Source organism: Ectobacillus sp., from assembly GCF_056992975.1.
In genome coordinates, this window is record NZ_JBXKMX010000158.1 from 1 (window position 1) to 25,555 (window position 25,555).

The 25,555-nt window shown below is 39.0% G+C and carries 23 protein-coding genes and 2 tRNA genes; all 25 read right to left on the minus strand.

The features are described from left to right. Positions 1–13: 13 nt before the first annotated feature. The gene (gene hslO, locus AC11ZT_RS07400; RefSeq protein WP_484058985.1) at positions 14–892 is read right to left on the minus strand and encodes an Hsp33 family molecular chaperone HslO; all 879 of its coding nucleotides are present in this window, start codon (positions 890–892) and stop codon (positions 14–16) included. Positions 893–897: 5 nt separating this feature from the next. Beyond that, positions 898–1,680 carry a type III pantothenate kinase gene (locus AC11ZT_RS07405; protein ID WP_484058986.1) on the minus strand — a complete coding sequence of 261 codons (783 nt, stop codon included), beginning with the start codon at positions 1,678–1,680 and terminating at the stop codon, positions 898–900. A gap of 185 nt (positions 1,681–1,865) precedes the next feature. Further along, a complete protein-coding gene (ftsH, locus tag AC11ZT_RS07410) occupies positions 1,866–3,779 on the minus strand; it encodes an ATP-dependent zinc metalloprotease FtsH (RefSeq protein WP_484058987.1) in 1,914 nt (637 codons plus the stop codon). Between the two features lie 83 nt (positions 3,780–3,862). Continuing rightward, positions 3,863–4,405 (minus strand): hypoxanthine phosphoribosyltransferase, encoded by a 543-nt coding sequence (gene hpt, locus AC11ZT_RS07415; RefSeq protein WP_379971464.1) that lies wholly within the window; start codon positions 4,403–4,405, stop codon positions 3,863–3,865. Further along, complete coding sequence (tilS, locus tag AC11ZT_RS07420; RefSeq protein WP_484058988.1) at positions 4,402–5,832, minus strand: tRNA lysidine(34) synthetase TilS; 1,431 nt, start codon at positions 5,830–5,832, stop codon at positions 4,402–4,404. Before tilS ends, hpt begins: the two co-directional genes overlap by 4 nt. Positions 5,833–6,045: 213 nt before the next feature. After that, positions 6,046–8,496, minus strand: coding sequence for a stage II sporulation protein E (gene spoIIE, locus AC11ZT_RS07425; RefSeq protein ID WP_484059004.1), 2,451 nt, complete (start codon positions 8,494–8,496; stop codon positions 6,046–6,048). Positions 8,497–8,896: 400 nt separating this feature from the next. Further along, positions 8,897–8,968, minus strand: a tRNA-Glu gene (locus tag AC11ZT_RS07430). A gap of 9 nt (positions 8,969–8,977) precedes the next feature. Further along, a tRNA-Met gene (locus AC11ZT_RS07435) sits at positions 8,978–9,051 on the minus strand. 178 nt (positions 9,052–9,229) lie between these two features. Continuing rightward, on the minus strand, positions 9,230–9,697 hold the full coding sequence (locus AC11ZT_RS07440; protein ID WP_484058989.1) for a S1 domain-containing RNA-binding protein: 468 nt from the start codon (positions 9,695–9,697) through the stop codon (positions 9,230–9,232). Positions 9,698–9,783: 86 nt separating this feature from the next. Further along, positions 9,784–10,143: an FtsB family cell division protein gene (locus AC11ZT_RS07445; protein WP_484058990.1), complete on the minus strand. Its 360-nt coding sequence runs from the start codon at positions 10,141–10,143 to the stop codon at positions 9,784–9,786. Next, a complete protein-coding gene (gene yabQ / locus AC11ZT_RS07450) occupies positions 10,140–10,793 on the minus strand; it encodes a spore cortex biosynthesis protein YabQ (RefSeq protein ID WP_484058991.1) in 654 nt (217 codons plus the stop codon). Before yabQ ends, AC11ZT_RS07445 begins: the two co-directional genes overlap by 4 nt. Continuing rightward, entirely contained in the window at positions 10,790–11,083 is a 294-nt protein-coding gene (gene yabP, locus AC11ZT_RS07455; protein WP_379971457.1) for a sporulation protein YabP, read from the minus strand. Before yabP ends, yabQ begins: the two co-directional genes overlap by 4 nt. Before the next feature lie 65 nt (positions 11,084–11,148). Continuing rightward, positions 11,149–11,406, minus strand: coding sequence for an RNA-binding S4 domain-containing protein (locus AC11ZT_RS07460; protein ID WP_484058992.1), 258 nt, complete (start codon positions 11,404–11,406; stop codon positions 11,149–11,151). An 11-nt stretch (positions 11,407–11,417) separates the two neighbouring features. Further along, positions 11,418–12,881, minus strand: coding sequence for a bifunctional methyltransferase/pyrophosphohydrolase YabN (yabN, locus tag AC11ZT_RS07465; protein ID WP_484058993.1), 1,464 nt, complete (start codon positions 12,879–12,881; stop codon positions 11,418–11,420). Positions 12,882–12,896: 15 nt separating this feature from the next. After that, a complete protein-coding gene (locus tag AC11ZT_RS07470; protein WP_484058994.1) occupies positions 12,897–14,483 on the minus strand; it encodes a putative polysaccharide biosynthesis protein in 1,587 nt (528 codons plus the stop codon). A gap of 410 nt (positions 14,484–14,893) precedes the next feature. Further along, on the minus strand, positions 14,894–15,430 hold the full coding sequence (gene spoVT, locus AC11ZT_RS07475; protein WP_484058995.1) for a stage V sporulation protein T: 537 nt from the start codon (positions 15,428–15,430) through the stop codon (positions 14,894–14,896). A 143-nt stretch (positions 15,431–15,573) separates the two neighbouring features. Beyond that, the gene (gene mfd, locus AC11ZT_RS07480) at positions 15,574–19,104 is read right to left on the minus strand and encodes a transcription-repair coupling factor (protein ID WP_484058996.1); all 3,531 of its coding nucleotides are present in this window, start codon (positions 19,102–19,104) and stop codon (positions 15,574–15,576) included. 252 nt (positions 19,105–19,356) lie between these two features. Beyond that, positions 19,357–19,581 (minus strand): anti-sigma-F factor Fin, encoded by a 225-nt coding sequence (gene fin, locus AC11ZT_RS07485; protein ID WP_484058997.1) that lies wholly within the window; start codon positions 19,579–19,581, stop codon positions 19,357–19,359. 142 nt (positions 19,582–19,723) lie between these two features. Then, complete coding sequence (pth, locus tag AC11ZT_RS07490) at positions 19,724–20,284, minus strand: aminoacyl-tRNA hydrolase (RefSeq protein WP_484058998.1); 561 nt, start codon at positions 20,282–20,284, stop codon at positions 19,724–19,726. 63 nt (positions 20,285–20,347) lie between these two features. Then, on the minus strand, positions 20,348–21,301 hold the full coding sequence (locus AC11ZT_RS07495) for a ribose-phosphate diphosphokinase (RefSeq protein WP_484058999.1): 954 nt from the start codon (positions 21,299–21,301) through the stop codon (positions 20,348–20,350). Between the two features lie 33 nt (positions 21,302–21,334). Then, positions 21,335–22,714: a bifunctional UDP-N-acetylglucosamine diphosphorylase/glucosamine-1-phosphate N-acetyltransferase GlmU gene (glmU, locus tag AC11ZT_RS07500; RefSeq protein WP_484059000.1), complete on the minus strand. Its 1,380-nt coding sequence runs from the start codon at positions 22,712–22,714 to the stop codon at positions 21,335–21,337. A gap of 241 nt (positions 22,715–22,955) precedes the next feature. Next, on the minus strand, positions 22,956–23,246 hold the full coding sequence (gene spoVG, locus AC11ZT_RS07505) for a septation regulator SpoVG (RefSeq protein ID WP_379971447.1): 291 nt from the start codon (positions 23,244–23,246) through the stop codon (positions 22,956–22,958). 121 nt (positions 23,247–23,367) lie between these two features. Beyond that, positions 23,368–23,748: a RidA family protein gene (locus AC11ZT_RS07510; protein WP_484059001.1), complete on the minus strand. Its 381-nt coding sequence runs from the start codon at positions 23,746–23,748 to the stop codon at positions 23,368–23,370. A 107-nt stretch (positions 23,749–23,855) separates the two neighbouring features. Beyond that, positions 23,856–24,704, minus strand: coding sequence for a pur operon repressor (purR, locus tag AC11ZT_RS07515; protein WP_484059002.1), 849 nt, complete (start codon positions 24,702–24,704; stop codon positions 23,856–23,858). Positions 24,705–24,758: 54 nt separating this feature from the next. Beyond that, positions 24,759–25,555 (minus strand): 4-(cytidine 5'-diphospho)-2-C-methyl-D-erythritol kinase (gene ispE / locus AC11ZT_RS07520; protein ID WP_484059003.1); only part of this gene is annotated, 797 nt, incomplete at its 5' end.

Here is a 25,555-nt window from a genome sequence, read left to right on the forward strand (position 1 = left end):
ACATTTATTGTATTTACTGTAAGCTATCAATAAGATTTCCTATATCCTGCTTAGAAAAGGTGTATCTTTCATTGCAAAAATGACAGTGTACCTCTGTCTCTTCTTCTTCATCTTGTATTTTTCTAAGTTCTTCTATTCCTAGGCTGCTTAGCACGCCTTCAATTCTTTCTCTTGAACATGTACATTGAAATGTAACGTCTAAACGGTCTAGCACTTTCACATTTTCCTTATCGAGAATGCTGTACAAGATTTCCTCAGGTAGTAACCCATCTTCAATAAGCTTACTTATCGGTGGAATTTCATTCAAGCGTTTTTCAATGAAAGTAATGGTTTCTTCTTCTGCTCCTGGCATCATTTGTAGAACGAATCCACCTGCTGCAAGAATACTATCATCTCCATTAACTAATACACCCACTCCTACAGAAGCTGGCGTTTGCTCAGATGCGGCAAAATAATAAGTGAAGTCTTCCCCTAGCTCACCAGAGACGATAGGCACTTGCCCTACAAATGGCTCCCGTAGCCCAATATCTTTAATAACGGTTACATAACCTTCTGTTCCAACTGCTTCATATACGCGAAGTTTACCGTTCTCATTTGCTTCAAAATCAACATGAGGATGCGCTACATAACCGCGTACCTCTCCATTGGCGTTTGCATCGACTAGAATATGTCCAATTGGACCGTTTCCTTCTACTTTGATGGTAAGCTTTTGATCACCCTTTAGCATCGCTCCCATCATCACTCCTGCCGTTAAAGAGCGACCTAACGCAGCAGAAGCTGTTCGCCATGTATCATGGCGGCGCTGTGCCTCGCTAACTGCATGCGTTGTAATTGTACTGTAAGCCCGCACCTGCCCATCAAAAGCGAGTGCCCTTACTAAATAATCTCTCATCCGTTTCATTCCTCCTTCTCACTCAATATATTACGTTCATAAATCATTGATAGTCCCTTTAAGGTAAGGAATGGATCCACAATATCTATCACATCTGATTCCTCAGCAATAAGGCTAGCCAGCCCTCCTGTTGCAATAACAGTTGGCTCTTTCTTTGCCTGTGCCTTCATACGCTTTACGATTCCCTCTACTTGTCCCACATAACCATATAAAATGCCTGCTTGCATAGCGCTTACTGTATTTTTACCAACGATATTATGTGGACGTGTAATTTCGATTCTTGGTAATTTTGCGGCTCGGCTATAAAGCGCCTCTGCAGAAATCATAATACCAGGCGTAATCGCTCCGCCCATATAATTTTTATCTTCATTCACATAACAATATGTAGTAGCTGTTCCAAAATCTACAATAACAAGCGGACTTCCGTATAATTGAATAGCAGCCACTGCATTTACAACACGGTCTGCTCCAATTTCTCTCGGATTTTCATATTTAATATTTAACCCTGTTTTAATTCCTGGTCCCACAACAAGCGGCTTACAGTGAAAGTATTTGCCACACATTCTTTCCAGTGCAAACATAATAGGTGGAACAACAGAGGAAATAATAATACCTGTAATATCACGAAACGTAAGTCCTACATGGCCAAGCAAATCCTTAATAAGCATTCCATACTCGTCTTCCGTTTTATTTCGGTTTGTTTCAATTCGCCAGTGATAACGAAGCTGTTCCTTTTCAAAAACTCCAAGAACTGCATTCGTATTTCCTACATCCATTACGAAAATCATAATCTCACTCCTCACATCTAATACTCTCATCATAGTTGATTGTTACAACTTTATAAAGTTCAACTAGCCTCAATGGAGAAAAATTACTCCTTTGAGGCTAGTTGTATAAATTCTATAGGATGGTGATACGAATGAGCTATACCCCTCACACAATAAATGAGGGGGAAAAAAAGAGTGACAAATCGTCACTCTTTCGGTTCTTCAGTCGTTTTTCCTTCTTCGTTCGTAGAAATGTTAATCTTTACTTCTTCAGAACCATATGTTTTTTTCTTACGTTCCGGTAAGATACCGTTATCGTAAAGTCCTCGAATTTGATCCGCGTCCAACGTTTCTACAGTAAGTAACGTTTTTGCAATTATATCAAGTTTATCACGTTTTTCTGTGAGAATTTCTTTTGCACGAGCATAACAATTCTTAATAATTGTTTGCATTTCAGAATCAATATCATGAGCAATTGAATCGCTGTAGTTTTGTTCTGAACGGAAGTCTCTGCCTAAGAACACTTGCCCTTGAGCATTGCCAAATTGTAGTGGTCCAATTTTATCACTCATACCATATTCTGCAACCATGCTTCTTGCAATACCAGTCGCACGTTGGAAGTCATTATGAGCACCTGTACTTACTTCGCCAAATACAATTTCTTCCGCTACACGTCCACCAAGTAGACCTGTAATTTTATCAAGTAATTCCGGTTTTGTCATGAGGTAACGATCTTCCTTAGGAAGCATTACTGCATATCCACCAGCTTGCCCGCGTGGCACGATAGTTACCTTGTGAACCACATCTGCATCATCTAGAACCATACCGATAACTGTATGCCCAGCTTCGTGGAACGCCACGATGTTGCGCTCTTTAACTGAAATAACTTTGCTTTTCTTTGCAGGGCCAGCAATTACACGGTCTGTTGCTTCATCCACATCAGACATATCAATTTTCTTTTTGTTGGAACGAGCAGCGACAAGAGCGGCTTCATTCAACAGATTTTCTAAATCTGCACCAGAGAATCCTGGTGTACGCGTCGCAATTGTACGCAAGTTGACACTTTCATCAAGTGGTTTATTACGCGCATGTACCTTCAATACGGCTTCACGACCGTTTACATCTGGTCGATCTACTGTAATTTGACGGTCAAAACGTCCAGGACGTAATAGAGCAGGGTCTAAAATGTCAGGTCGGTTTGTTGCAGCAACAATAATAATACCTTCATTTGCACCAAAGCCATCCATCTCTACAAGCAATTGGTTTAATGTTTGTTCACGTTCGTCATGTCCACCGCCAAGACCAGCTCCGCGCTGACGTCCTACTGCATCAATTTCATCGATGAAGATAATACAAGGTGCGTTTTTCTTCGCATTTTCGAACAAATCACGAACACGAGAAGCCCCAACACCAACGAACATTTCTACGAAATCAGATCCACTGATTGAGAAGAATGGTACACCTGCCTCACCTGCTACAGCTCTTGCAAGTAATGTTTTCCCTGTTCCTGGAGGGCCTACAAGTAAAACCCCTTTCGGAATGCGTGCACCAAGCTCAGAAAATTTGCGAGGATCCTTTAAAAATTCAACAACTTCAACTAATTCTTGTTTTTCTTCGTCTGCACCAGCAACATCTCGGAAACGAACCTTTTTCTTATCATCGTTATAAAGCTTCGCCTTGCTCTTTCCGAAATTCATTACACGGCTTCCACCGCCCTGTGCTTGGTTCATAAGGAAGAAGAACAGAATGAATATAATAACAAACGGGATAATGGAAGTGAAGAATGTAACCCATGCACTTGTTTCTTCTGCTGGTTTATAATCTACCTTCGTATTTTTTGCCTTATCATTCACTTTTTTCTGTAATTCTTCAGTATTTGGTGCATATGTTACATAAAATTCGTCTTGAGCAGAATCTACAAATTGACCCTTTACCTCAAATACACCATTTTTAGGCTGCAAACTAACTGAACGTACTTCCCCATTATCTAACTTAGTGAGGAATTTATCATAGCTAATCGGCTTTGTTTGCTGAGTTGAACCATTAAAATAGCTAACAACCCCAATTACAACTAAAAATATTAATAAATAAAAGATGGTATTACGGAAGATGCGATTCATCCCAAACCTCCTCTCACAGCATACAATATAGTAAATAGTAACATAGAAAAACTATCCAATCCAATAGTAAAGCCTATGTATTGTTAGTTTGAATAAACGCTAGGTTTTAATACCCCAATGTAAGGAAGATTACGGTATTGTTCCTTATAATCCAAACCATATCCAACAACAAATTCATTTGGTACGTCAAATCCAACATAATCAGCTTTGATCTTTGCTTTTCTACCAGCCGGCTTGTCTAATAATGTGACAATTTTGACTGATTTTGCCTTGCGATATTTAAACAAATCAACTAAATAGCTTAAAGTGAGACCACTATCAATAATATCTTCCACAATTAATATGTCCCGACCTTCTACAGAAGTATCTAAATCCTTTAAAATTTTTACTTCTCCAGAAGAAACTGTTGAATTGCCATAGCTAGAAACTGCCATAAAATCCATTTCAAGATATACATCGATTCGTTTCAGAAGATCAGCCATAAAAGGCATTGCTCCTTTAAGCACACCAATTGCGAGTGGAGTCGTGTTCTTATATTCCTCCGCAATAATTGCGCCAAGCTCCTTAACCTTTTTTTGTATCTCCTCTTCCGATACGAGTACTGTTTCAATATCCTGATTCATCATTTGTTTATCCTCCTAGAAGACTCCTTGCTTTTGTAACGAATAAGTATGTACTTATCTTCATTTGACAACTCTGCTGATAAAGCTGTGTTTGCATACTTTAAACGCGGAACCCAAAGGATGTTTCCTTTAGCATCACAAACAATCGGCCATTCAACTCGGCTTAGCTTTGGTACTTTTCCTTCGATAAAAATAGTTTTTATCTTTTTCGTACCATTCATACCTTTTACCGTCATTCTATCTCCTTCGACTCGGGACCGAACGGTTAATGGTCCGGCAATATCTTTACTTGCACCAATAAATAAATTTGAATGCATAGAAGCAGGAAAACTATTGGTAATTTCTGCTATCAATTCATCTCCATTAGGCAAAGTAACGAATCCCGGAATAGGTAAAGTGTACGAATACGGAAGATGTTGATCCTCTGGAAAGCCAAAACTACAATCTTCATACGTCCGAATTACCTTAAGCCCTGCTGGAAAATCAAGCGAACCAGATGGATGAGGACGCTTAATAAAACACAGCGCTTGCTCGGTATGTACAGAAGAAAGTGTTACCGGTAGTTGGTAATTATAAAGATAGTTTAATATTAGTTGAATCCCTCTTCTTTGTAAAGGCATTGGTAAAGATTCAAATAAAGGAATTGACAGTACTACCTTATTTTTTTCTTTATATTTTAATACTTTATTCATATTTTCAAAAGCTAATTCCTGTAAATATTTTTCATCTTCTTGTATACATGTACTAAATGATTGAAAACGTTCGTGTACATTTGGATTTTCCTTTTTTAAAATAGGGAGAATATGTTTACGAAATCGATTTCTCGTATACGTATCCTCCGTATTACTGGAATCAAAGCGCACCGCAATTTCTTGATTCTGACAATACTGACTGATTTCATCTTTCGTAACCACTAATAAGGGACGAATAAGCATGCCACCTGCAAATTTTCGTTTTGCCTGCATACCTGCATATCCCTTCATGGTACTTCCACGTACAAGACGCATTAAAATGGTCTCTACCTGATCATCCCCATGATGTCCAAGCGCTAAGTAATCACCTTTATACATACGCATGATTTGTTTGAAAAAAGCATACCGACACTCTCTTGCAGCTAATTCCGTTCCAAGTCGATTCTCTTTTTGATAATGCGTTACATTAATTTGTGTTGCTTCACATGGTATACCTAGTCTTTTACAATAATTTATTACATATTCCATATCCTGCTTCGATTCTTCTCCTCGAAACATATGATCTACATGTGCTACAACAATATGTAAATTGTCTTTTTCTTTTCTTTTCATCAAGTAGTCCAACAATGCTAGGGAATCAGGTCCGCCAGAGACCCCAATAATGATGGTTGAATCTGGACGAAGCAATTCGCATTTCGTTACAAAGGCGTCTACTTTCAAAGTGAAATTTTCTTTCAATGTATTTATCACCTTTCATAATTGTTCCTCAAAGTTCCCTGTCACAATCGTACCCTATTTATCCTTTATCTGCAAAAAAAACAAATGTGTTTGTCATTATGTAACAGGGCACTCCTTTCAACCCCTACCCCTGCTGGATGCATCAACCTTTAATTACAAAAGATGGCCTTAGCATCCTGTCTAAGGCCATCCACAAGTACAGATTTTATCTGATTACTGAGCTTGTTTGCTCATAACAGGAATGGTTGCCCATTTCGGCATATTTTTTTCTACTTTTGCAACAATTACTGTCATATCATCCTCAATAAATCCACTGCGTGAGCGTATCACTTCCTCAAGAAGAATATCGGCGATTTCTTGGGGATCATCTGTCTGTAATTCTTTAATCTTTCGTTTCATCCAAGCCTCGTGATTCTCCACATGCTTGGGTCCCTCAAAAATTCCATCGCTCATCATAATGAGAATATCCCCGCTCTTCAATTGTTCACTCACGACATCTACATCTACATCTTCAATAATGCCCATCGGCAAATTACTTGCCTCTACTTTTATTACCTTTTCTCCCCGCTTTACAAAGCTAGGGGTAGAACCGATTTTCAAAAATTTTGCTTTTGCATCCCGCAAATCAATCATCGCCAGATCAAGAGTCGTAAACATTTCCTCTGTTGTACGTAAAGATAAAATAGAGTTGATTGCTTTAATTGCAATTTTTTCATGAATGCCAGACTGCAATATTTTTTGAAGTAGCTTGAGCGTCTCCCTGCTCTCCATGTGCGCTCTTTCTCCATTACCCATACCATCACTAATAGCAAGTGCGTATTTGCCAGCACTAAGCTCCATGGTAGAGTAGGAATCCCCTGATACAAGACCCCCGCCTAATGCAGCTGTTGCAATACCCGTTTCAACCGCAAATGTTTTCGCTGATCCGAAGCACACTGTTGTATCGCCGTGAGGATACGGCGATTTCTCTTCTCGCTTCACCAAAATTGTTTCCCCAAGGACATCTGAAAGCATGGGTCCTATTAGTTTCTCACTCTCTCCCCGTTGATTACTAACATTTGGAATAACCATCTCTATATCAACATTGCCTTGATCTAGGCAATAAATATCAACCTGTCCGATTTCAATTCCGAATTTTGTAAACGCATCTAATATTTGATCTTCCTGCGCTTGGTGATTCTCCTTTTCCCTCTGTATTTCTTTAGCAAAATCCTCCATCACTTTGGAAACACCAAGAAGTTGCTCTGCTACTAGCCTACGATTTTCTTTCATCTGTTTTTTCAGTTTTTGCTTCGCATAAAAGTGAGAAAGCTCCTGCTTCATTAGTTCATTCACTTTTGCACTTCGAACACAGTACTTCCCCCACTCCTTTAAAAATCTTGAATTTCGCGGTAACGTATCTTCTTCTATTTCGTGTAATACTTGCCTCATATAGTCATAGGTTCGATCAGGATTTATTGCCCAGCATTGCTCTTTCTTAAAGCAGGTTTGACACGTTTTTTCTGTAATACCCGTAAGGAATAAATCTGCCTCTGCATCCTTACTCTCATTTTCTACATAGCCATAGACAGAGAAACTATTAGATAGAGCTTCAAACACATTCGCAAACTGCGTTACTTTGTTAGAAGTCACATCACGAATACGTCGTAAATATTGATGCTGATCGTCATCATTCTCAGCAGTTCCTGGAACAAACTTCGCTACTCGTTCTAACAAAAACTTCGGTGTTACTAGAAAAATAGAAATAGCTACTAATGACTCAAATAATGTTTTCGTAATATCTCCCTGTTTATCTACATATAAAGCAATCAGGCTTGTCCCAATCAGAAGTCCAAAGCTAACGCCAAGGCGCCTTCCTTCCTTAAGTAACCCACCGAGCAATCCCGAAAAGGCGAGTAAACTAAGCTGATATAAACTAGCGACATTTGCCAAGCTTAAAATCAAGCCGGTCACGACTCCAACCGTTGAACCAATTGCCGCCCCTGCTGCGAATGAAAATAGAAGCACTAAGTATCGAGTAAATATATGTTGGATCGACAGGTGATACACAAACCAATCTGTTGTTCCTGTTAAGACAGATGCTAGCAAGATGATTAAACATACGATCTCTTCAGTTGCGAGTGCTTTCTGTTTGTTTTTTCGTTCTGTTAATAGAGGAACGCTTTGAAGAAAAATCATCGTAAGCACAAAGCTTAATCCCGCTTCAATTGTGCTCATAAAAACATCATACATAATGATAGATTTTTGACCAAAGTACGTCACGATTAAGTGTGCAGTTAATACAGATAAAAAAACTTGGAAGGGGACAAGACCTACGGTTTTTTTCGTAAATCTTACAAAAAATATATGATAAACAAAAAATATAAATACGGAAGTAAAGGTAAGGGTTGCATGATCAAAGGATACCGTAAATGCGCCTCCCATGAGCGCAAGAAATGCTAATGCCATTTTATCTCGTTTCATCACATACACTGATGCAAAAAACGGCAAAGCGAACGGTAAAATATTGGTGAGGATATAGGCTCGTCCTAACAAAAATCCAACTAATGTAATAATAAATCCCCAGCGAAAGAATAGCTGTTCAAACAAACTTCTGACTTTACTAGAAAAACGTGTCAATCCCCCGCGGTTCCCTACCAATGCACTAGTTTTTGAATGGGTCATACTTCTTCCTGTTATCTGCATACAGTTTACACCACCCGAATATTTTGTCCTGATCGTAACAAGCGAATTTGGTCCTTTCGCCTATTGATCGAATTGGATCCACCTTCAATTCGGCTACAGATTCCGTTCCTAATTGAAGCTTCCCTACTAGTAACACAAGTATACGAAAATAAATCAGAAGTTTTTGTCAAAAAAAGAACAAAGCAACATAAAATCGTTCGACGATATATGTAACACTGTGATACATGTATACAGAATCAGGGAAAATATTAGAAACAACAGAACATACTACCGGAAAATAAGCAATGATTTTGTAGAAGGATTAGGGGATTTGTTACACATACAAATGGTTTATATAATAAAAAAACAAAGCCTACTAAGTAGACTTTGTTTTGAAAGATGACCCGTACGGGAATCGAACCCGTGATACCGCCGTGAAAGGGCGGTGTCTTAACCGCTTGACCAACGGGCCATTCTATTATAGCGGCGAAGGGGATCGAACCCCCGACCTCACGGGTATGAACCGTACGCTCTAGCCAGCTGAGCTACACCGCCATGTCCTTAACAATTCAACGGACAATTACTATAATATCTATAAATCGATCAAGTGTCAATAAATTTTATTAGAAAAAAGAAAAACTACTAACATACTATCTAAAGAACCCTGCCAACTTTTCTGCAATAACAAAAGGACACCCGGCTTTTCCGAATGTCCCTATTTCAAAGGAGAATATTAACCGCGTCTAGCGCCGCGTCCTCCACGTTTTGACTCCGTATTACGTTTTAAAGAAGTTAAACGATCTTCACTATCCTTTAAGAAGCGAACCATTTTTTGTTCAAATGTTTCTTGAGGTTTGAATTCATTACGTTCACGACCACCGCGTTCGCGGTCACGATTGTAAGGACGATTGCCTCGTGCAGGACGGCTTGGGCGCTGATCATTTGCATTAGCAGGAGCACCTTCACGTTCTTTCGCTTTCTTAATAGAAAGACCTATCTTTCCATCTTTTTCAACATTAATAACCTTAACTTCAATTTGATCGCCCACTTTGAGATGATCATTAATGTCTTTTACATAGTTATCTGCTACTTCGCTGATATGGACAAGACCTGTTACTCCATCTGGCAGCTCTACAAAAGCCCCAAAATTAGTGATCCCTGTTACTTTTCCTTGTAACTTGCTGCCTACTTCGATTGACATAAAAAAAATGTTCCTCCTTAAATTTAAAAAGTCAAATTATACTTCATTATATATAATCACAAAATAGAGTGTCAATGAAACACACATTACTTAGCCATGGGAAAGGTTATCTCCCCATTCTTTGAAAAAAAATAATCTCTCCGTGCAATTTTCGCAATATAATCATCATCGTTAAGCTGACGGATTTGTTCTTGAAGCTTTTTTTCTTCGTCCTTTAGTGAATTCATCTCACCTTCAAGCTTCGTAGCTCCCGCAACTTGTTCCTTGATGGTCATATTTTGCTTATAAAAGGTTATACTTAAACTAGCAATTACGGTAAGGGCAAATGCAAGAAACAGAGTAAGACGACGAAACAGACGCTTCTTGCTTTGGTTCTCTGGTTGTAGTATATGCTGCTCATTAACTTTTTGATTTTCTCTTACGTTCGTGTTCTCTTGCTCCCTCATTCACGAGGTCCCCCCAACCTTTTTTTAATCGAAATCCACCAGTTTATTATCTTCACTTTGAATTTCTCGACTTTTAGAAGAAGTCCTGCTAGGCTCTTAACAAAAATTTTAACACGGTTAGGGAGAACTTTCCATACAACCAGTCCAATTAATCGTATTGGTACGAAAAAGATTTTCAATACGACTTTCACGAATTGAATAAGAAATGTAAGAAGTACTCGCAACAAAGATCTACATACGCGAAACAAAAACATAGAAATAGCAACGATACATGAAACAAGAAACAAAACAGGATTCACAATGAGAAGCTTAATGATTGATACACTTATGCGATAGATTCTTATTGTAATTTTAATACCCGTTTCTAATACAAGTAAATACAGACGTTTAAACATGCTTTGATAGGTCGCAAAGCCACAAAGTAACGCCACAAACACATAGATTCGTATCGTAGCCTCGTTAACAAGCAATAATACATAAAAGATGAGAAGGGCTTGGACAAACCAAAATAATAAGTCATAAAAGAATACAAGTACCCGTTTTCGCTTTGGTCTTTTTAGAAAACGCTGATATGTATCCAGCGCTGCCCCCGTCCATGCCCCCATACCAATCATTGAAAGCATCGTATACAGTTGAACAGTTAAACTCATTTAAAAAGCTTGCTAAAGATTCCTTTAGCCTTCTCCGAATGATGTTCATCTATATACGCTAATTCATACACTTTTCCCTTAATTGATACGATTCCCTTATCAACGTCTAAATTTTTCATTTGTAAGTTTTGTCCGCGAATCGTAAGAAACCCCATTACGGTCTCTAACAAAAATTCCTCATTATCAAAGCTTTCTACTTGCTTGACTCCCGTTATGTCCAGCAAACGTCTACCTCGCATGATCACATCATGTTCGGCTGCTGGTTTATTTGCTGAAGATATTTGGTTCATCTCAATCCCTCCATAGCTAGTACTGTTACTACAGTATGCTAGGCGAAACAGATTTAGAACGTGCCTTACTCCGGCTTATCCTCACTCACAATGGTATACATATTAGCTGCATCTTCTTTTTTTGTTGTTTCCTTCAACTCATTAATTTTCACCGTAACAACCTTCTGACCGAAACGAACCGTCAGAATGTCATTTACTTTCACATCCGAGCTTGCCTTAGCCTGTTGTCCATTTATTGCAATTCGTCCTTGATCTGCAACCTCTTTCGCAAGCGTTCTTCTTTTAATTAAACGAGAAACCTTCAAAAATTTATCTAATCTCATTGTAATCTCTCCTATTCGCAACCCTTTTTCTTTGCTTCCTCCCAAAGAATATCCAGTTCTTCAAGAGTTAAATCTTCCATGACTTTCCCCATCGAATCGACTTGTTCCTCCATATAGGTAAAGCGATTCATAAACTTTATATTTGTTGTATGTATTGCTTCTTCCGGATTAATTTTATAAAACCTAGCAATATTGACGATTACGAACAAAATATCGCCAAATTCCTTCAGCATTTTTTCCGAATCCATTGCTGTTACTTCTGCACGAAATTCATTCCATTCTTCCGTCATTTTCTCTAACATGGGCTCTACATTTTTCCAATCAAATCCAACCTTCGCTGCCTTCTTTTGTATTTCATAGGCTTGTAACAACTGGGGCATTGTTTTCGGAATCCCCGACAAAATAGATTTACGTTCTTTTCCTTTTTCGGTTTTCTTAATATCATTCCAATTTTCAAGAACCTCATCCGTACTCGTAACAGACACATCTCCAAACACATGCGGATGACGACGTATCATTTTCTCTGCCAGTCCTTTAATGATATCATCAATCGAATACCAGCCTTCTTCCTCGCCAATTTGTGCGTGGAGCATAACTTGTAGCAAAATGTCTCCGAGTTCTTCGGTGATATGTTCATCATCTTTCTCATCAATTGCCTCAAGCAATTCATATGTTTCTTCAATGAGATATCGTTTTAATGACTCGTGTGTTTGCTCTTTATCCCACGGACAACCATTCGGGCCCCGAAGAGTCGCGATAATTTGTCTTAATGTGTGAAATTCATGAAGCAATATGCTATCATCCCGAACGGGAGGAACATATACACTTGTTAAATTGTTTAATTCGGTCTCATGATCAAGCATATAAAGCGGAACTGCTCGTACACTTTCAAAAGAAGTTCCCGCTGCCGTTACAATATATACTTCATAATCATCTGGTAAACTTTCCATCAATGTTAATTTCACATCTGATGCAATGAGGGAATCATAGACTTGACAGAAAATAAGATGATGACGTAATTCTAATTCGCTACGAGTAAAGAAGGTAGCATCTACAAGTTGAAATCCTTCAATCGGATCAATTTGAAGACTGGCAAATAGCGGATCGAGAAAACTTTGCCCTCCCTCAATTTTCACCGTAATCCCTTCACTCTTTCCTTTTTCTAATAGCAATTGTACCGTTCGTTCTGCTACGAGAGGATGTCCCGGAACCGCGTATACAACATCTTCTTCTTTCCCCTTTTCTAGCAAAATAGAAGCAATTGTTTCATAAACCTGTTCAAACTGATCAAAGGATTCATACACATCATCAAAAGAAGTGTACGTAATCCCTTCTTTTTCAAGTTCCTGTATAACGGGATGCTCTTTCGTGCGAACATACATATACTTCGTTTCCTTCAGCTTTCGGTATACGCCAATGGTTAGCTGTTCTAATTCGCCAGCTCCTAATCCTATAATCGTAACTGTATGAGCCAATTTATTTCACTCCTTTTACTTTTTAAAAATAAGGGGGATTTTCCCGCCTTTCCAAACCACACCAAACTCTTCGTCAGTAAATACTTTCATTTTTAAGATGAGTACCAGATACACAATGCCTCCGATCGTGACAGCACTTAACGCTTCAAACGTTGCTACTAGTCGATGTTCTGTATGTACAAGATGCTCTAACACATCCATGTAAAGGATCACAGACAGCACCATACTAAGTCCAGCAATGGCAACACTTCGTATGCTATGCCAACTAGGGAGTGAATTCGGTACCTTTCGTAGTAAAATATACAGATTACATATAGAAATACAGCACAAAGAAAATACTGTAGCCATTGCTGCTCCCTTGACACCAAACCGCGGAATCATCCATAGATTCGCGCCGAACTTAATTCCCGCTCCCAAAATAGCAAACAAAGCAGGCAAAACTGTTATACCTAGCCCCTGTAGAACAGAGGCAGATGTAATTGAAAAGGCACTAAATAAAATAGAAAGTGATAAAATGGCAAGAAAGTCAGAACCATCTCCATTTTGGAACAACATAATATTGGCGGGCCGAATAATACATACGAGTCCAGCCGTTGCAGCAAAGCCAATTACTAATGTTAATTTGATAGCCAGTTTCACTTTACCTTTAATAAACCCATGATCTCCTCTCATTCGTGCACCTGTAATAAGAGGTATGAGTGTCAACGAAAACGAGGTAGCCACTACCGTACCGAGTTGAATAAACGGAATACCTCGATCATATACACCCTTTATAAGTTTTGCACCATGCTCTTCAAATCCTATGTCTACTAACAAGTTATAGAGTGACATTGAATCAATGAACTGAATAAATATGAGAAGCAGATTGCTGACACATATTGTCACGCCTTGCCAAAATACAATCTTTATCACACACCACTTATTTGGTATATCCATCCATCTTTGCATGAACATGCTTTGCATCTCGTTTCGGAGAAAATAGAATAAGATGCCTATCGCTACGATACTTCCTATTACGGAGCCAAGCATCGCACCTGCCCCCACCGTGTAGCTGTCCGATCCGATTCCCACCAGTAGTAACGATAGAAATACGATAATCGAAACACGAACCGTTTGCTCTGCCACCTGCGAGGCTGCTGTTGGAGCCATATTTGCAAAACCTTGAAAATATCCTCTTGCTACGGATAGAAAAGGCATAAGGAGAAATGAAAATGCTACTACTTTTAGCAGCTTAAATAGCCGTTCATCCCCCATAGCACGTGCAATTGTATGAGACCCAAAGAAAAGAATAACAAAAAAGAGCACTCCTACACTCATTAAAAACCAAAATGACACAAAAACAATTTCCTTTGCTCCTTGGTTATCTCCCCTCTCTAGTCTGGCTGCTATTAGCTTCGATATGACCACAGGAAATCCATACGTAGCTAAAACTAAAGAAAGACCGTATAACGGATACACTTGCTGATAAATATAAAAACCGAGATCCCCTGCAATATTTTGATAAGGAATCCGGTAAAAAGCACTTAGTATTTTCATGATAAGACCAGATATCGTTAATATAATAGCTCCTTGCCAAAAAGCGCCCTGCTTCTTTGTCTCCATCCAGAAATTCCTTTCTTCCTATACTTACACCACGCGTATTATATCATAATACCAGATTGACGTAACTGTAACTGTGAACATGGAAAATAGACCATCTCCATTCTAACAGATGGTCTATTTGTTAACGTGATTCTAGGTGATGGACGAGCCGGGGTCGCTTTTCTTCGTGTCCAGCTTTTTCAGCTTGCTCCTTCCGGTCAGAAAACCTCCACCCATAAAGGCATAAAGCGCCTTTTTGGGTGGAGAACTTCTGCCCTCCGGAGCTGGACGAGCCAGGTTCATTTTTCTTGGTGTCCAGCTTTTTCAGCTAGCTCCTTCCGGTCAGAAAACCTCCACCCATAAAGGCAAAGAGCGCCTTTTTGGGTGGAGAACTTCTGCCCTACGGAGCTGGGCGAGCTGAAAAAGCTTTTCTATTGTTCCATTTGTTTGGCTAGGAAGGCTGCTGCGGTTTCTACTGCTTTTTTTTCTACGTCACCGATTATTTTTTCTTTTGAGAAGATGATTACGGCTCCGATTGGGTCTCCATTTGCTATGATGGGTCCCATAGCGTAAGAGCTTATTTTTTCTATTACTCCGTCAATAAGTGTAATGTCACTTTCATCCGTCATAATTACGGTTGTACGGTCTTCCATTACTTTTTCAATTAAGTCTCCTACGCTTTTGTTTAAGTAATCTTTTTTGGAGACGCCTGCCACAGCAATGATAGCATCGCGATCACAAATACATATATTATGTCCTAAGCTGTCAAAAAGTGCTTCAGCATATTCTTTTGCAAAATCTCCCAATTCACTAATGGGCGAGTATTTCTTCAAAATAACTTCTCCATCTCGGTCAACGAAGATTTCCAATGGATCTCCTTCCCGAATACGAAGTGTTCTGCGAATTTCTTTTGGAATAACGACTCTGCCTAAATCATCAATACGACGTACAATTCCGGTTGCTTTCATCTAATGGTGCCTCGCTTTCTAAAGATGGTAAAAGTGGTGAACCTTCGCATCTTCTCCTTATCATGTAAAAGCCACCAACTATTAAGCATAGTATTGTTCACATTAGATGTTCTATGCACGTCAAATCCATTTTTCTTATAGCATCATGCGTTAACCACTTCTTTTTTCACATTCTTTAAACCTTTTAGTAAGTTTTCGCACATGGTCAGCCATTTCGAAACTTCGATGTCCTTTATATTGTTGGAGAATTTAAGCTTTTTGCCCTCCATGCCAAGACCAAGATTGCATCCTAAACTTTTTCCTAACATGAATAACTTGCCGCCATCTATGTTTTGGCTCGACTTTTCGGAGAATAAGAATGTAACATTGAATTTAGATTGCTTAATGGATTCAATTTTCTCCTGGGCAGCGAGTAGTTTCAAGCCTGTAATTTGAAATAAATATCCAACCTCTTGTGGGTATTCTCCAAAACGATCAATGATTTCATCCTGTAGTTCTATCATATCTTGCATCGAAGAAACGCCTCTAAATTGCTTATACATCATTATTTTTTGCTTACTATCTGAAATGTACTCATCAGGTAAGTACGCATCCACGTCTAAATCAATTTCTACCTCGAAATGGACATCTTCATCTGATACTCCTCTTCGTTCTTCGATTGCTTCTTTCAGCATTTGTGAATATAAATCGAAACCGACTGAATCAATGAAGCCATGCTGCTCTGCCCCAAGTAAATTTCCTGCTCCCCTGATGGATAAATCGCGCATGGCGATTTTAAATCCTGATCCTAACTCCGTAAATTCTTTAATGGCTTGGAGTCGTTTTTCAGCAACTTCCGACAGCACCTTATCTTTTTTATACGTAAAATATGCGTATGCCACCCGATTCGAGCGCCCTACCCGTCCACGAAGCTGATACAGCTGCGATAAGCCCATTCGATCAGCATCGCTTACGATAAGTGTATTTACATTTGGAATGTCTACACCCGTTTCGATAATGGTTGTACTAACAAGAACGTCGAATTGGCCATCTAAAAATTCCAGCATAACTGCTTCTAGTTCGCTTTCATTCATTTTTCCGTGTGCATACGTAACGCGTGCATCTGGGACGAGCATTTTAATTTCTTCTACCTTCCGTTCAATATCTTCCACACGGTTGTGCAAGAAATATACTTGCCCTTCACGTGCAAGCTCTCGTTCAATGGCTTCACGAATTAATGATCCATTGTATTCGACAACATATGTTTGAACCGGAAATCGGTTTTCGGGTGGTGTTTCTATGACAGATAGGTCCCGAACCCCTAACATGGACATATGAAGTGTACGAGGAATCGGCGTAGCCGTTAACGTAAGTACATCAATATTCGCCTTCATTTGTTTAATTTTTTCTTTATGGGTAACACCAAACCGTTGCTCTTCATCAATGATGAGCAGGCCCAAATCTTTAAATGTGATATCCTTTGAAAGAACACGATGGGTTCCGATTACAAAATCAACTGTTCCATCCTTCAGCCCCTTCAATACCTCGTTTTGCTGTTTACGTGTGCGAAAACGGCTTAATAAACCCACAGAAACAGGATAATCTTGGAAGCGTTCTTTTATCGTTTCATAATGTTGCTGCGCCAAAATCGTAGTAGGAACTAAGATTGCAACCTGCTTATGATCCATAATTGCTTTAAAAGCCGCACGAATTGCTACTTCCGTTTTCCCATAACCTACATCCCCACAAAGCAAGCGATCCATTGGACGTTCTCGTTCCATATCTTTTTTGATTTCCACAATAGAACGTAGCTGATCGTCTGTTTCTTGATACGGAAATAGCGCTTCAAAATCACGTTGCTCGGTAGTATCGGGTGAAAAACTATATCCTTTTGAAGCTTCCCGTTCAGCGTACAACTTGATTAAATCATCCGCTATATTTTGTACGGATTTTTCTACTTTGCTTTTCACTCGTTTCCAATCGGTGCCACCAAGTTTGTAAACTTTCGGTTCCTTTCCTTCCGAACCAATATACTTTTGCACTTGATCGATTTGTTCAACGGGTACATACAATTTATCATTGCCTTGATATTTAATGTGCAAATAATCTTTATGAACCCCATTAATTTGAAGCGTTTCAATACCAAGGAATCTACCAATACCGTGATTTACGTGGACAACATAATCGCCAACTTTAAGTTCTGAGTAGCTCTTTATCCTCTCTGCATTTGAAAGTTTTTGCCTACGTTGCTGCTTTTTTATCGTTTTATGAAATAATTCTTTTTCCGTAATAACCGCAAGGCGTTGCATCGGTATTTCAAATCCAGCCTGTAAATCACCAACTATTACTTGGATACGCCCTGGAACCAAAACGTTAGAATGAAGCGATATATCAGTATCTATATCATAATCACGGAGTATTCCTTCTAACTTTTTCACACGTTCTTCGGTTGCACCTAGTACAACGACCGTATAGTTTCCTTTCAGCCAACGTTCACTTTCACTTTTTAGCAGATGCATTTGTCCATGAAAATCTTGCATCGTTCGACTGGTCATATTCACAATATTTTGCGGATGTGTATGTGTAATATGTCGTAAAAATAATGTCATGTATAAAAAGCTTCTTTTTTTCTGTTGAATCAATTGCATATAATCATGCGAGAACGTAAGTCCCTGAATAATAGAACCATCACTTAGTAAGGATGTATACCACTCTGCTTCTTCCTGTTCCAAATGCTCAGCTGTTTCTTGTATACGTGCCACTTCATCAAGTACTACTATTCCTGTTTCAGGTAAATAGTCTACTAGACTAGAAGGCGATTCATAATGGAGAGACAAATATTTAAACATATTTTGCATTTTGTTTCCGTGTTTCAGCTGTTCTAGTTCATATCCAACTGTTTCCAATAACTGTTCTTTCAGATTGGTACTTTTCACTTTCTTAACAGTTTCAGCTAAGCCTGCTTCTAGCTTCTGTGCACCTTGCTTCAATTCACTAGGAGAAAAAATAAACTCTGCAGCAGGACCAAATGATATAGATGAAATTTGTCCTTGTGATCGTTGGTCCTCAACTTGAAAAGCTCGAATCGAATCTATTTCCGTATCAAATAGTTCGATACGGACAGGTAATTCTTCTGTTAACGGATAAAGATCTAAAATTCCTCCTCGTAGGCTGAATTCCCCTGGGGCTTCTACCATTGATCTTCGTACATACCCAATCTGCACAAGAGTGCGAGTAAAGGATTCTAAATCTAAATCGTCCCCTTCTCGCAAAGAAATTTGACTGTCTTCCCAAGTTTCCCTTGATGGGAGAAAACGACGAATTCCCGCAATGGGGGCTACAATAATAGCCGTTTCATTATGGACAAGTCGATTTAGCACATCAATACGCTGTGCTAACAATTCCGGACTTGCTACACCAATTTCAGAAGCCACAAGCTCATTGACAGGATATAGAAGTACTTTCTTTTCCCCTACTATGGAGACAAGATCATCGTATACTTTTTGTGCTTGAAATAAATTATGAGTTACCACTAACTGCGTACGCTTTGATTTTTCATAAAGGGCAGCTAAAAAAAGAGTACGAGAAGAAGCAGCCATTCCAGAAACTAGTTGCTCCTTGAGCCCATTCTCAATACCATGTACAATGGAGATTATTTCTTTATTATCAATAAATTGTTCTAGTAAACCTATCATTTGTGAAACTCCTCTCGACAAAGAGTACGTTAGTATATTTTTATATGTTTATAAAAAGTGAAACTTCCATTGGTAGGGATTTTCTCAGGTATCATATAGATTATCTGAATTTCTTACTGCTGATGTAACCCCCGCTTAGAAAAGCGGGGGTTACATCAGCAGTAAGATAAAAAGAAAGTCCCTGTAAGTAAATATCAAAAACCCGTTAATACGGGATAAAAAAACAGAAAAATGCTTTGGGCTAACCAAAGCTTACTGAATAAATGTATCATATTCATGATAATGCGGATTACGCTCTAAAACTTCCTGGCAGTCCTCACAAATCGATTTCACATACACATTACCATATTCATCATAACGAACCATTTCCTTCTTGTCTTGCTCTGTTAGTTGCCCTACTACTACATTATGAGCTTCCTCATTCATAATAGAACCGATTCTGCATCCACAATGACGACAATAATAAAATGTACTCATATCTTCCTCCATACCTTATGTTCGACTACTAATAGTATGGCTATGTATGAGTATATTATACGTGTTTGTCCGTTACTCTACTACATTGTGCAAAAAGCAAAAAAGTCCTCACCAATGGAAGTTTCACTTAATTATACAATATCTACCCATTAAATGTATTCATAACCTGCAAAAACGGTGTATGGATCCATTCTTCACACGCATCTGCACTTTTCTGGATTGTCTCTGCCAATGGGGCTTGTTCTTCATTCGTAAAACGGCCTAATACATAATCAGGTACTTTCATCCCATTTTTTGGACGATCAATCCCAATTCGTATTCGGTTAAAATCCTGTGTCCCTAAATGAGCAATGGTTGATTTCACCCCGTTATGCCCGCCCGCACTTCCCTTTGTTCGAAGGCGTAGCTTTCCAATAGGAAGGTCCAAATCATCATACATAATAATAAAGTCCTCTATGTCAATTTTGTAATAATCCATAAGAGGACGAATACTTTCGCCTGACAAATTCATATATGTGAGGGGCTTCAACAGAATAACTTTCTCACCATCTACAGTTCCTGCACCAAACAGGCCTTTGAATTTCAATTGATCTAATGAAATGGCAAAACGCTTCGCCAATTCATCTATAACCATGAATCCAACGTTATGTCTCGTCCGTTCGTACTCTTTGCCCGGGTTTCCAAGACCTACTATTAGCTTCATTCTTATTCTCCTCATCATGACAGGATAGACGTAACCCTATGGTTACGCCTATCCCTCATCAAATTAATCAAATAACGTACTTACTGATTGATCTTCATAAATACGAATAATTGCTTCCCCGATAAGAGTCGCAACAGATAATTCCTTTATTTTCGGACTCTTCTTCTCTTCCGGAAGAGCAATAGAATTTGTAATGATTAGTTCCTTTATTTTTGAATTATTAATACGGTCGATTGCAGGACCAGACAATACTGGATGTGTACAGCATGCATATACTTCCTTAGCGCCATTTTCCACTAGTGCATTTGCAGCTAATGTAATCGTTCCTGCAGTATCAATAATGTCATCGATTAAGATACAAGTTTTTCCCTCTATGTTACCAATGATATTCATAACTTCAGAGACGTTTGGTCTAGGACGGCGTTTATCAATAATAGCAATCGGAGCTTTCAATCGATCTGCCATCTTTCTCGCACGTGTTACACCACCATGGTCCGGTGATACAACCACGATATCGTCTAACTTCTTCTCTGCGAAATAATCAGAAAGGATTTTCACAGCCATTAGATGATCGATTGGAATATCAAAAAATCCTTGAATTTGTGGCGCATGTAAATCTAGTGTTATAACACGGGATGCCCCTGCTGTTTGTAGCAAATTAGCTACAAGCTTAGACGTAATCGGTTCACGTGAACGCGCTTTGCGGTCTTGACGTGCATAGCCATAATATGGCATTACGATATTAATTGTTTTTGCTGATGCACGCTTTAATGCATCAATCATAATAAGAAGTTCCATAATATGTTCATTCACTGGAAAGCTCGTAGATTGAATAACGAATACGTCACATCCTCGAATGCTTTCATCAATATTAATTTGGATTTCACCATCACTAAAGCGAGTCACAGAGCATTTTCCTAACTCTACTCCTATATGTTTTGCAATCTCTTCTGCAACACCTTTGTTAGAGTTTAAAGAAAATACTTTTAAGTTGGAATCTAAATATTGGTTTGGCACTAGATAAACCTCCGCATATGGAATTTTTCTTGTTCAAGAATTCTGTTTTTTGTTCAATTTTTCTACATATTTTTCTTTGTTCGTCTGACGTGATCTTGCGATGGATAATGCGCTAGCAGGGACGTCATCTGTAATGGTTGATCCAGCAGCAACATAAGCCTTCTCACCAATTGTAACCGGAGCAATTAGGTTTGAATTACAACCGATGAATGCGCCGTCTTCAATAACCGTTTTATACTTGTTTTGACCATCGTAATTTACAGTAATAATTCCGCATCCTAAATTTACTCCAGATCCTACCTCTGCATCGCCGATATAACTTAAATGAGAAGCTTTGCTTCCCGTACCGAATGTGGATTTTTTAATTTCAACGAAGTTTCCTACACGTACCTCATCACCGATAACGGAAGCTGGGCGAATGTGAGCAAACGGTCCAATGGTAACATCTTTCCCAATTTCGCTATCTTGAACGGTAGATTGTCGAATAAGCGTACGATCTCCAACCATACTATCCTTTATCGACGTTTGTGGTCCAATATTGCAGTCAGAGCCAATGATCGTTTTTCCTTCGATAATGGTTCCAGGATACAACGTTGTATCACTACCAATACTAGCATCTGCAGAAATATACGTATTGTCTGGATCAATAATCGTAACACCATTCACCATATGCTTGTGATTAATACGTTTTTTCATCAGCTTTTCCGCTTGTGATAATGCGACGCGATCATTTACACCTAACGTTTCTTCGAAATTACTCGTTTGATACGCAGAAACGATATGCCCTTCGTTTTTTAAAATTTCAATAACATCCGGAAGATAATATTCTCCTTGTGCATTTTCATTCGAAACCTTTGTTAGTGCGTCGAAAAGAAGGGTATTATCAAAGCAATATGTTCCCGTATTAATTTCTTGTAATTGTAATTCTTCAGCGCTTGCATCTTTTTGTTCTACAATTTTCTCAACATTGCCTTCGCTATTACGTACAATACGACCGTAACCAAACGGTTGTTCCAGATGTGCAGTAAGTACTGTCGCCTTCGCCTTCGTTTGTTCGTGATGCTGTAATAACGCTTCCATTGTTTCGGAAGTAATCAATGGTGTATCACCACAAATAACGAGTGTCGTACCTTCCTTATGAGCTAACAAGTCGCTTGCTTGCATCACCGCATGAGCGGTCCCAAGTTGCTCTTCTTGAAGTGCAAAAGCACTTTGCTCGCCAAGTTGTTCCCTCACAAGTTCTGCCCCATGGCCCACAATTGTAACTGCATGTTGAAGACCTAACGAAGAAACCGCATCCACAACATGTTGAACCATAGGCTTTCCACAAACAGGATGAAGTACCTTGTACAGCTTGGATTTCATACGAGTACCTTTTCCCGCTGCCAATATTACTGCAAATCGATTTGACATACTAACCCTCCATCGCAACCTATTTATCCATTAAGAATATTATATTAAAATCTTTGACATTTCAAGAAACACCGGTTAACTATTAAATTTTACCACAATTATTGAAATTGTTTGAGAGGAAAAGCGTAGTAGGGGAGAAAAGGGAGAGAAATATACAAAATAAAACAAACTTCTGCCAAGTTCACAGAAGTTTGTCCGCCATATGCGATGTACTAACCAAAAAACCTTTGATTATATGTGATTAAGCGCCTGCTTCTTCCAGTTCAACCTCTTCTAACTCTCCTAAACGATGATATTCCGCGAGGACAGCATCTTGAATCTTACCACGAGTGCTAGAATTAATTGGATGTGCAATATCCCTGAACTCTCCGTCCGGAGTGCGCTTACTAGGCATCGCTACAAATAATCCATTATTGCCATCAATTACACGAATATCATGAACTACGAATTCATGGTCCAACGTAATGGATGCAATCGCTCTCATTCTGCCTTCCGTGTTTACGCGGCGTAATCTTACGTCAGTCACTTCCATCTTATGTTCACCACCCTTTTTTAAATCAGCGATATATGTCTAATAATTCCACAACTTCTCCTAATTTCCTTCTATATTTTAAAAATTTTTCAAAATACGAAATTCAAGGAAAAAATATGAATTAATTGTTAGCAATTAAAGCGATTACTTCAATCTCCAACGCAACATCTTTCGGTAGTCTCGCCACTTGAACACAGGACCGAGCTGGCTTATGGTCGCCAAAATAACTTCCGTAAATCTCATTAACAGCATTAAAATCATTCATATCCTTTAAAAATACAGTCGTCTTTACTACGCTAGCAAAAGAACAACCAGCCTCTTCTAATACAGCCTGTAAATTATGAAATACTTGATGCGTTTGTTCGCCTAAATCACCCGTAACTAGTGTACCGTCCGGGCGGAGGGGAATTTGTCCTGAACTATAAAACATATTATTTACTACGATTCCTTGTGAGTATGGTCCAATCGCTTGGGGAGCAGCATTGCTATGAATGATTTTCATAATTTTCGCACCTTTCAGATATTTTAGATGAAAAGATAAGCTCTTTCTCTTATTCTTCCCAAAATAAGAGAAGGAGCTTATCCCATTGTCTACAATTTTTTATAACCTTACTCTGTAATGAATTCTTTTTTCTCTAAAATAGGCAAAGTAAAATTTCCTCTTTCAATCGTTATCACTTTGTCTTTCACGTCTACCCCAATTAGGCGAACGAGCGATACATAATTGTCAACGAGATGTTCTTCTATATCAACATCTTCTACAAGGACACCAATTCCTACAACAGTTGCTTGAAATTCCTCAAGCATACTAACCATACCTTGTACAGTTCCGCCTGCCTTCATAAAGTCGTCGATAATTAAAACCCGCGCCCCTTGCTGTAAGCTTTTTTTCGCTAATGTCATCGTCTGAATCCGCTTAGAAGATCCCGAAACATAGTTAATCGACACCGTTGCCCCTTCTGTCACCTTGTTATCTTTACGGGCAATAACAACAGGCACATCCAAGTAATTCGCTACAGCGTAAGCTAAAGGAATTCCTTTCGTTGCAACAGTCATGACAACATCTATCTCTTCCTTGGCAAATATAGAGGCAAATAATCGTCCTGCCCCGTTAATATATAGCGGGTTACTTAATAAATCTGTCATGTATAGGTAGCCTCCGGGAAGAAGACGTTTCGAATCAGTAAGTTGTTCACGAAGTTCAGCTATAAGCTCATTGGCTTCTTCAACATCCATAAACGGAATGTATCTTACTCCTCCCGCTGCACCAGGAATCGTTTGAAGAGTTCCAACACCATGTTGCTCGAACGTTTGCTTAATAATGACCAAATCCTCACTAATAGAAGATTTAGCTGATTGGTAGCGTTCTGCAAAAAAAGTGAGAGAAATTAAGCGCCGAGGTTTTTGAAGCAAATAATAGGTCATATCGACCAAACGTGTACTACGTCGTATTTTCAAACTCCCACCTCAAATCACGAATATTCTAATTAAATCATAACCCATTATACGTCTTTATTCAAGCTTTTCTCGTTCGCCGAGCATACGTACTGCATACACTTGTTCACAAAATCCTTTTAGCCCATTATAAACGCGGCGCATTCTTGAATCATGATATACTAAACCAAAAACTGTAGGGCCGCTACCGCTCATTAGAACGGCATCCGCTCCAAATCGTTTCATTTGCTCTTTGATTCGTGCTACTTCGGGGTGCATCTGGAAGGTTACCTGTTCTAAGACGTTTCCTAACGTGCCGCATATTCCTTCATAATCACGGTTTGAAATGCTCGCAATCATTTTATCAACATCTGGATGGACCATTTGACTTACTTTTAAATTACGATACACATCAGCTGTGGAAACGCCAATCTGTGGTTTTGCTAATACTACCCAGCAAGGCGGTGGGGCTGGAATATGCTCAATGACTTCACCGCGGCCCGTTGCAATTGCAGTCCCCCCGTATACACAAAAGGATACATCAGAACCAATTTCCGCTCCAATTTCAGCAAGTTCTTCTCCGCTTAAGCCAAGATTCCATAGCGTATTCAAACCACGCAACGTAGCGGCTGCATCACTGCTTCCGCCTGCAAGACCTGCAGCTACTGGAATAATTTTTTCAATCGTAATGGATACACCCTTTTGTATGCCAAATCGTTCCTTCAAAATTTTGGCCGACTGATACGCAAGATTACGCTGATCATCAGGGACATACCGATTATGAGAAATGATTTCAATTTTATTCTGATCAAGCTCTGCAAGTTCGATTCGATCTGCCAAATCAATGGTTGTCATAATCATACGAACTTCGTGAT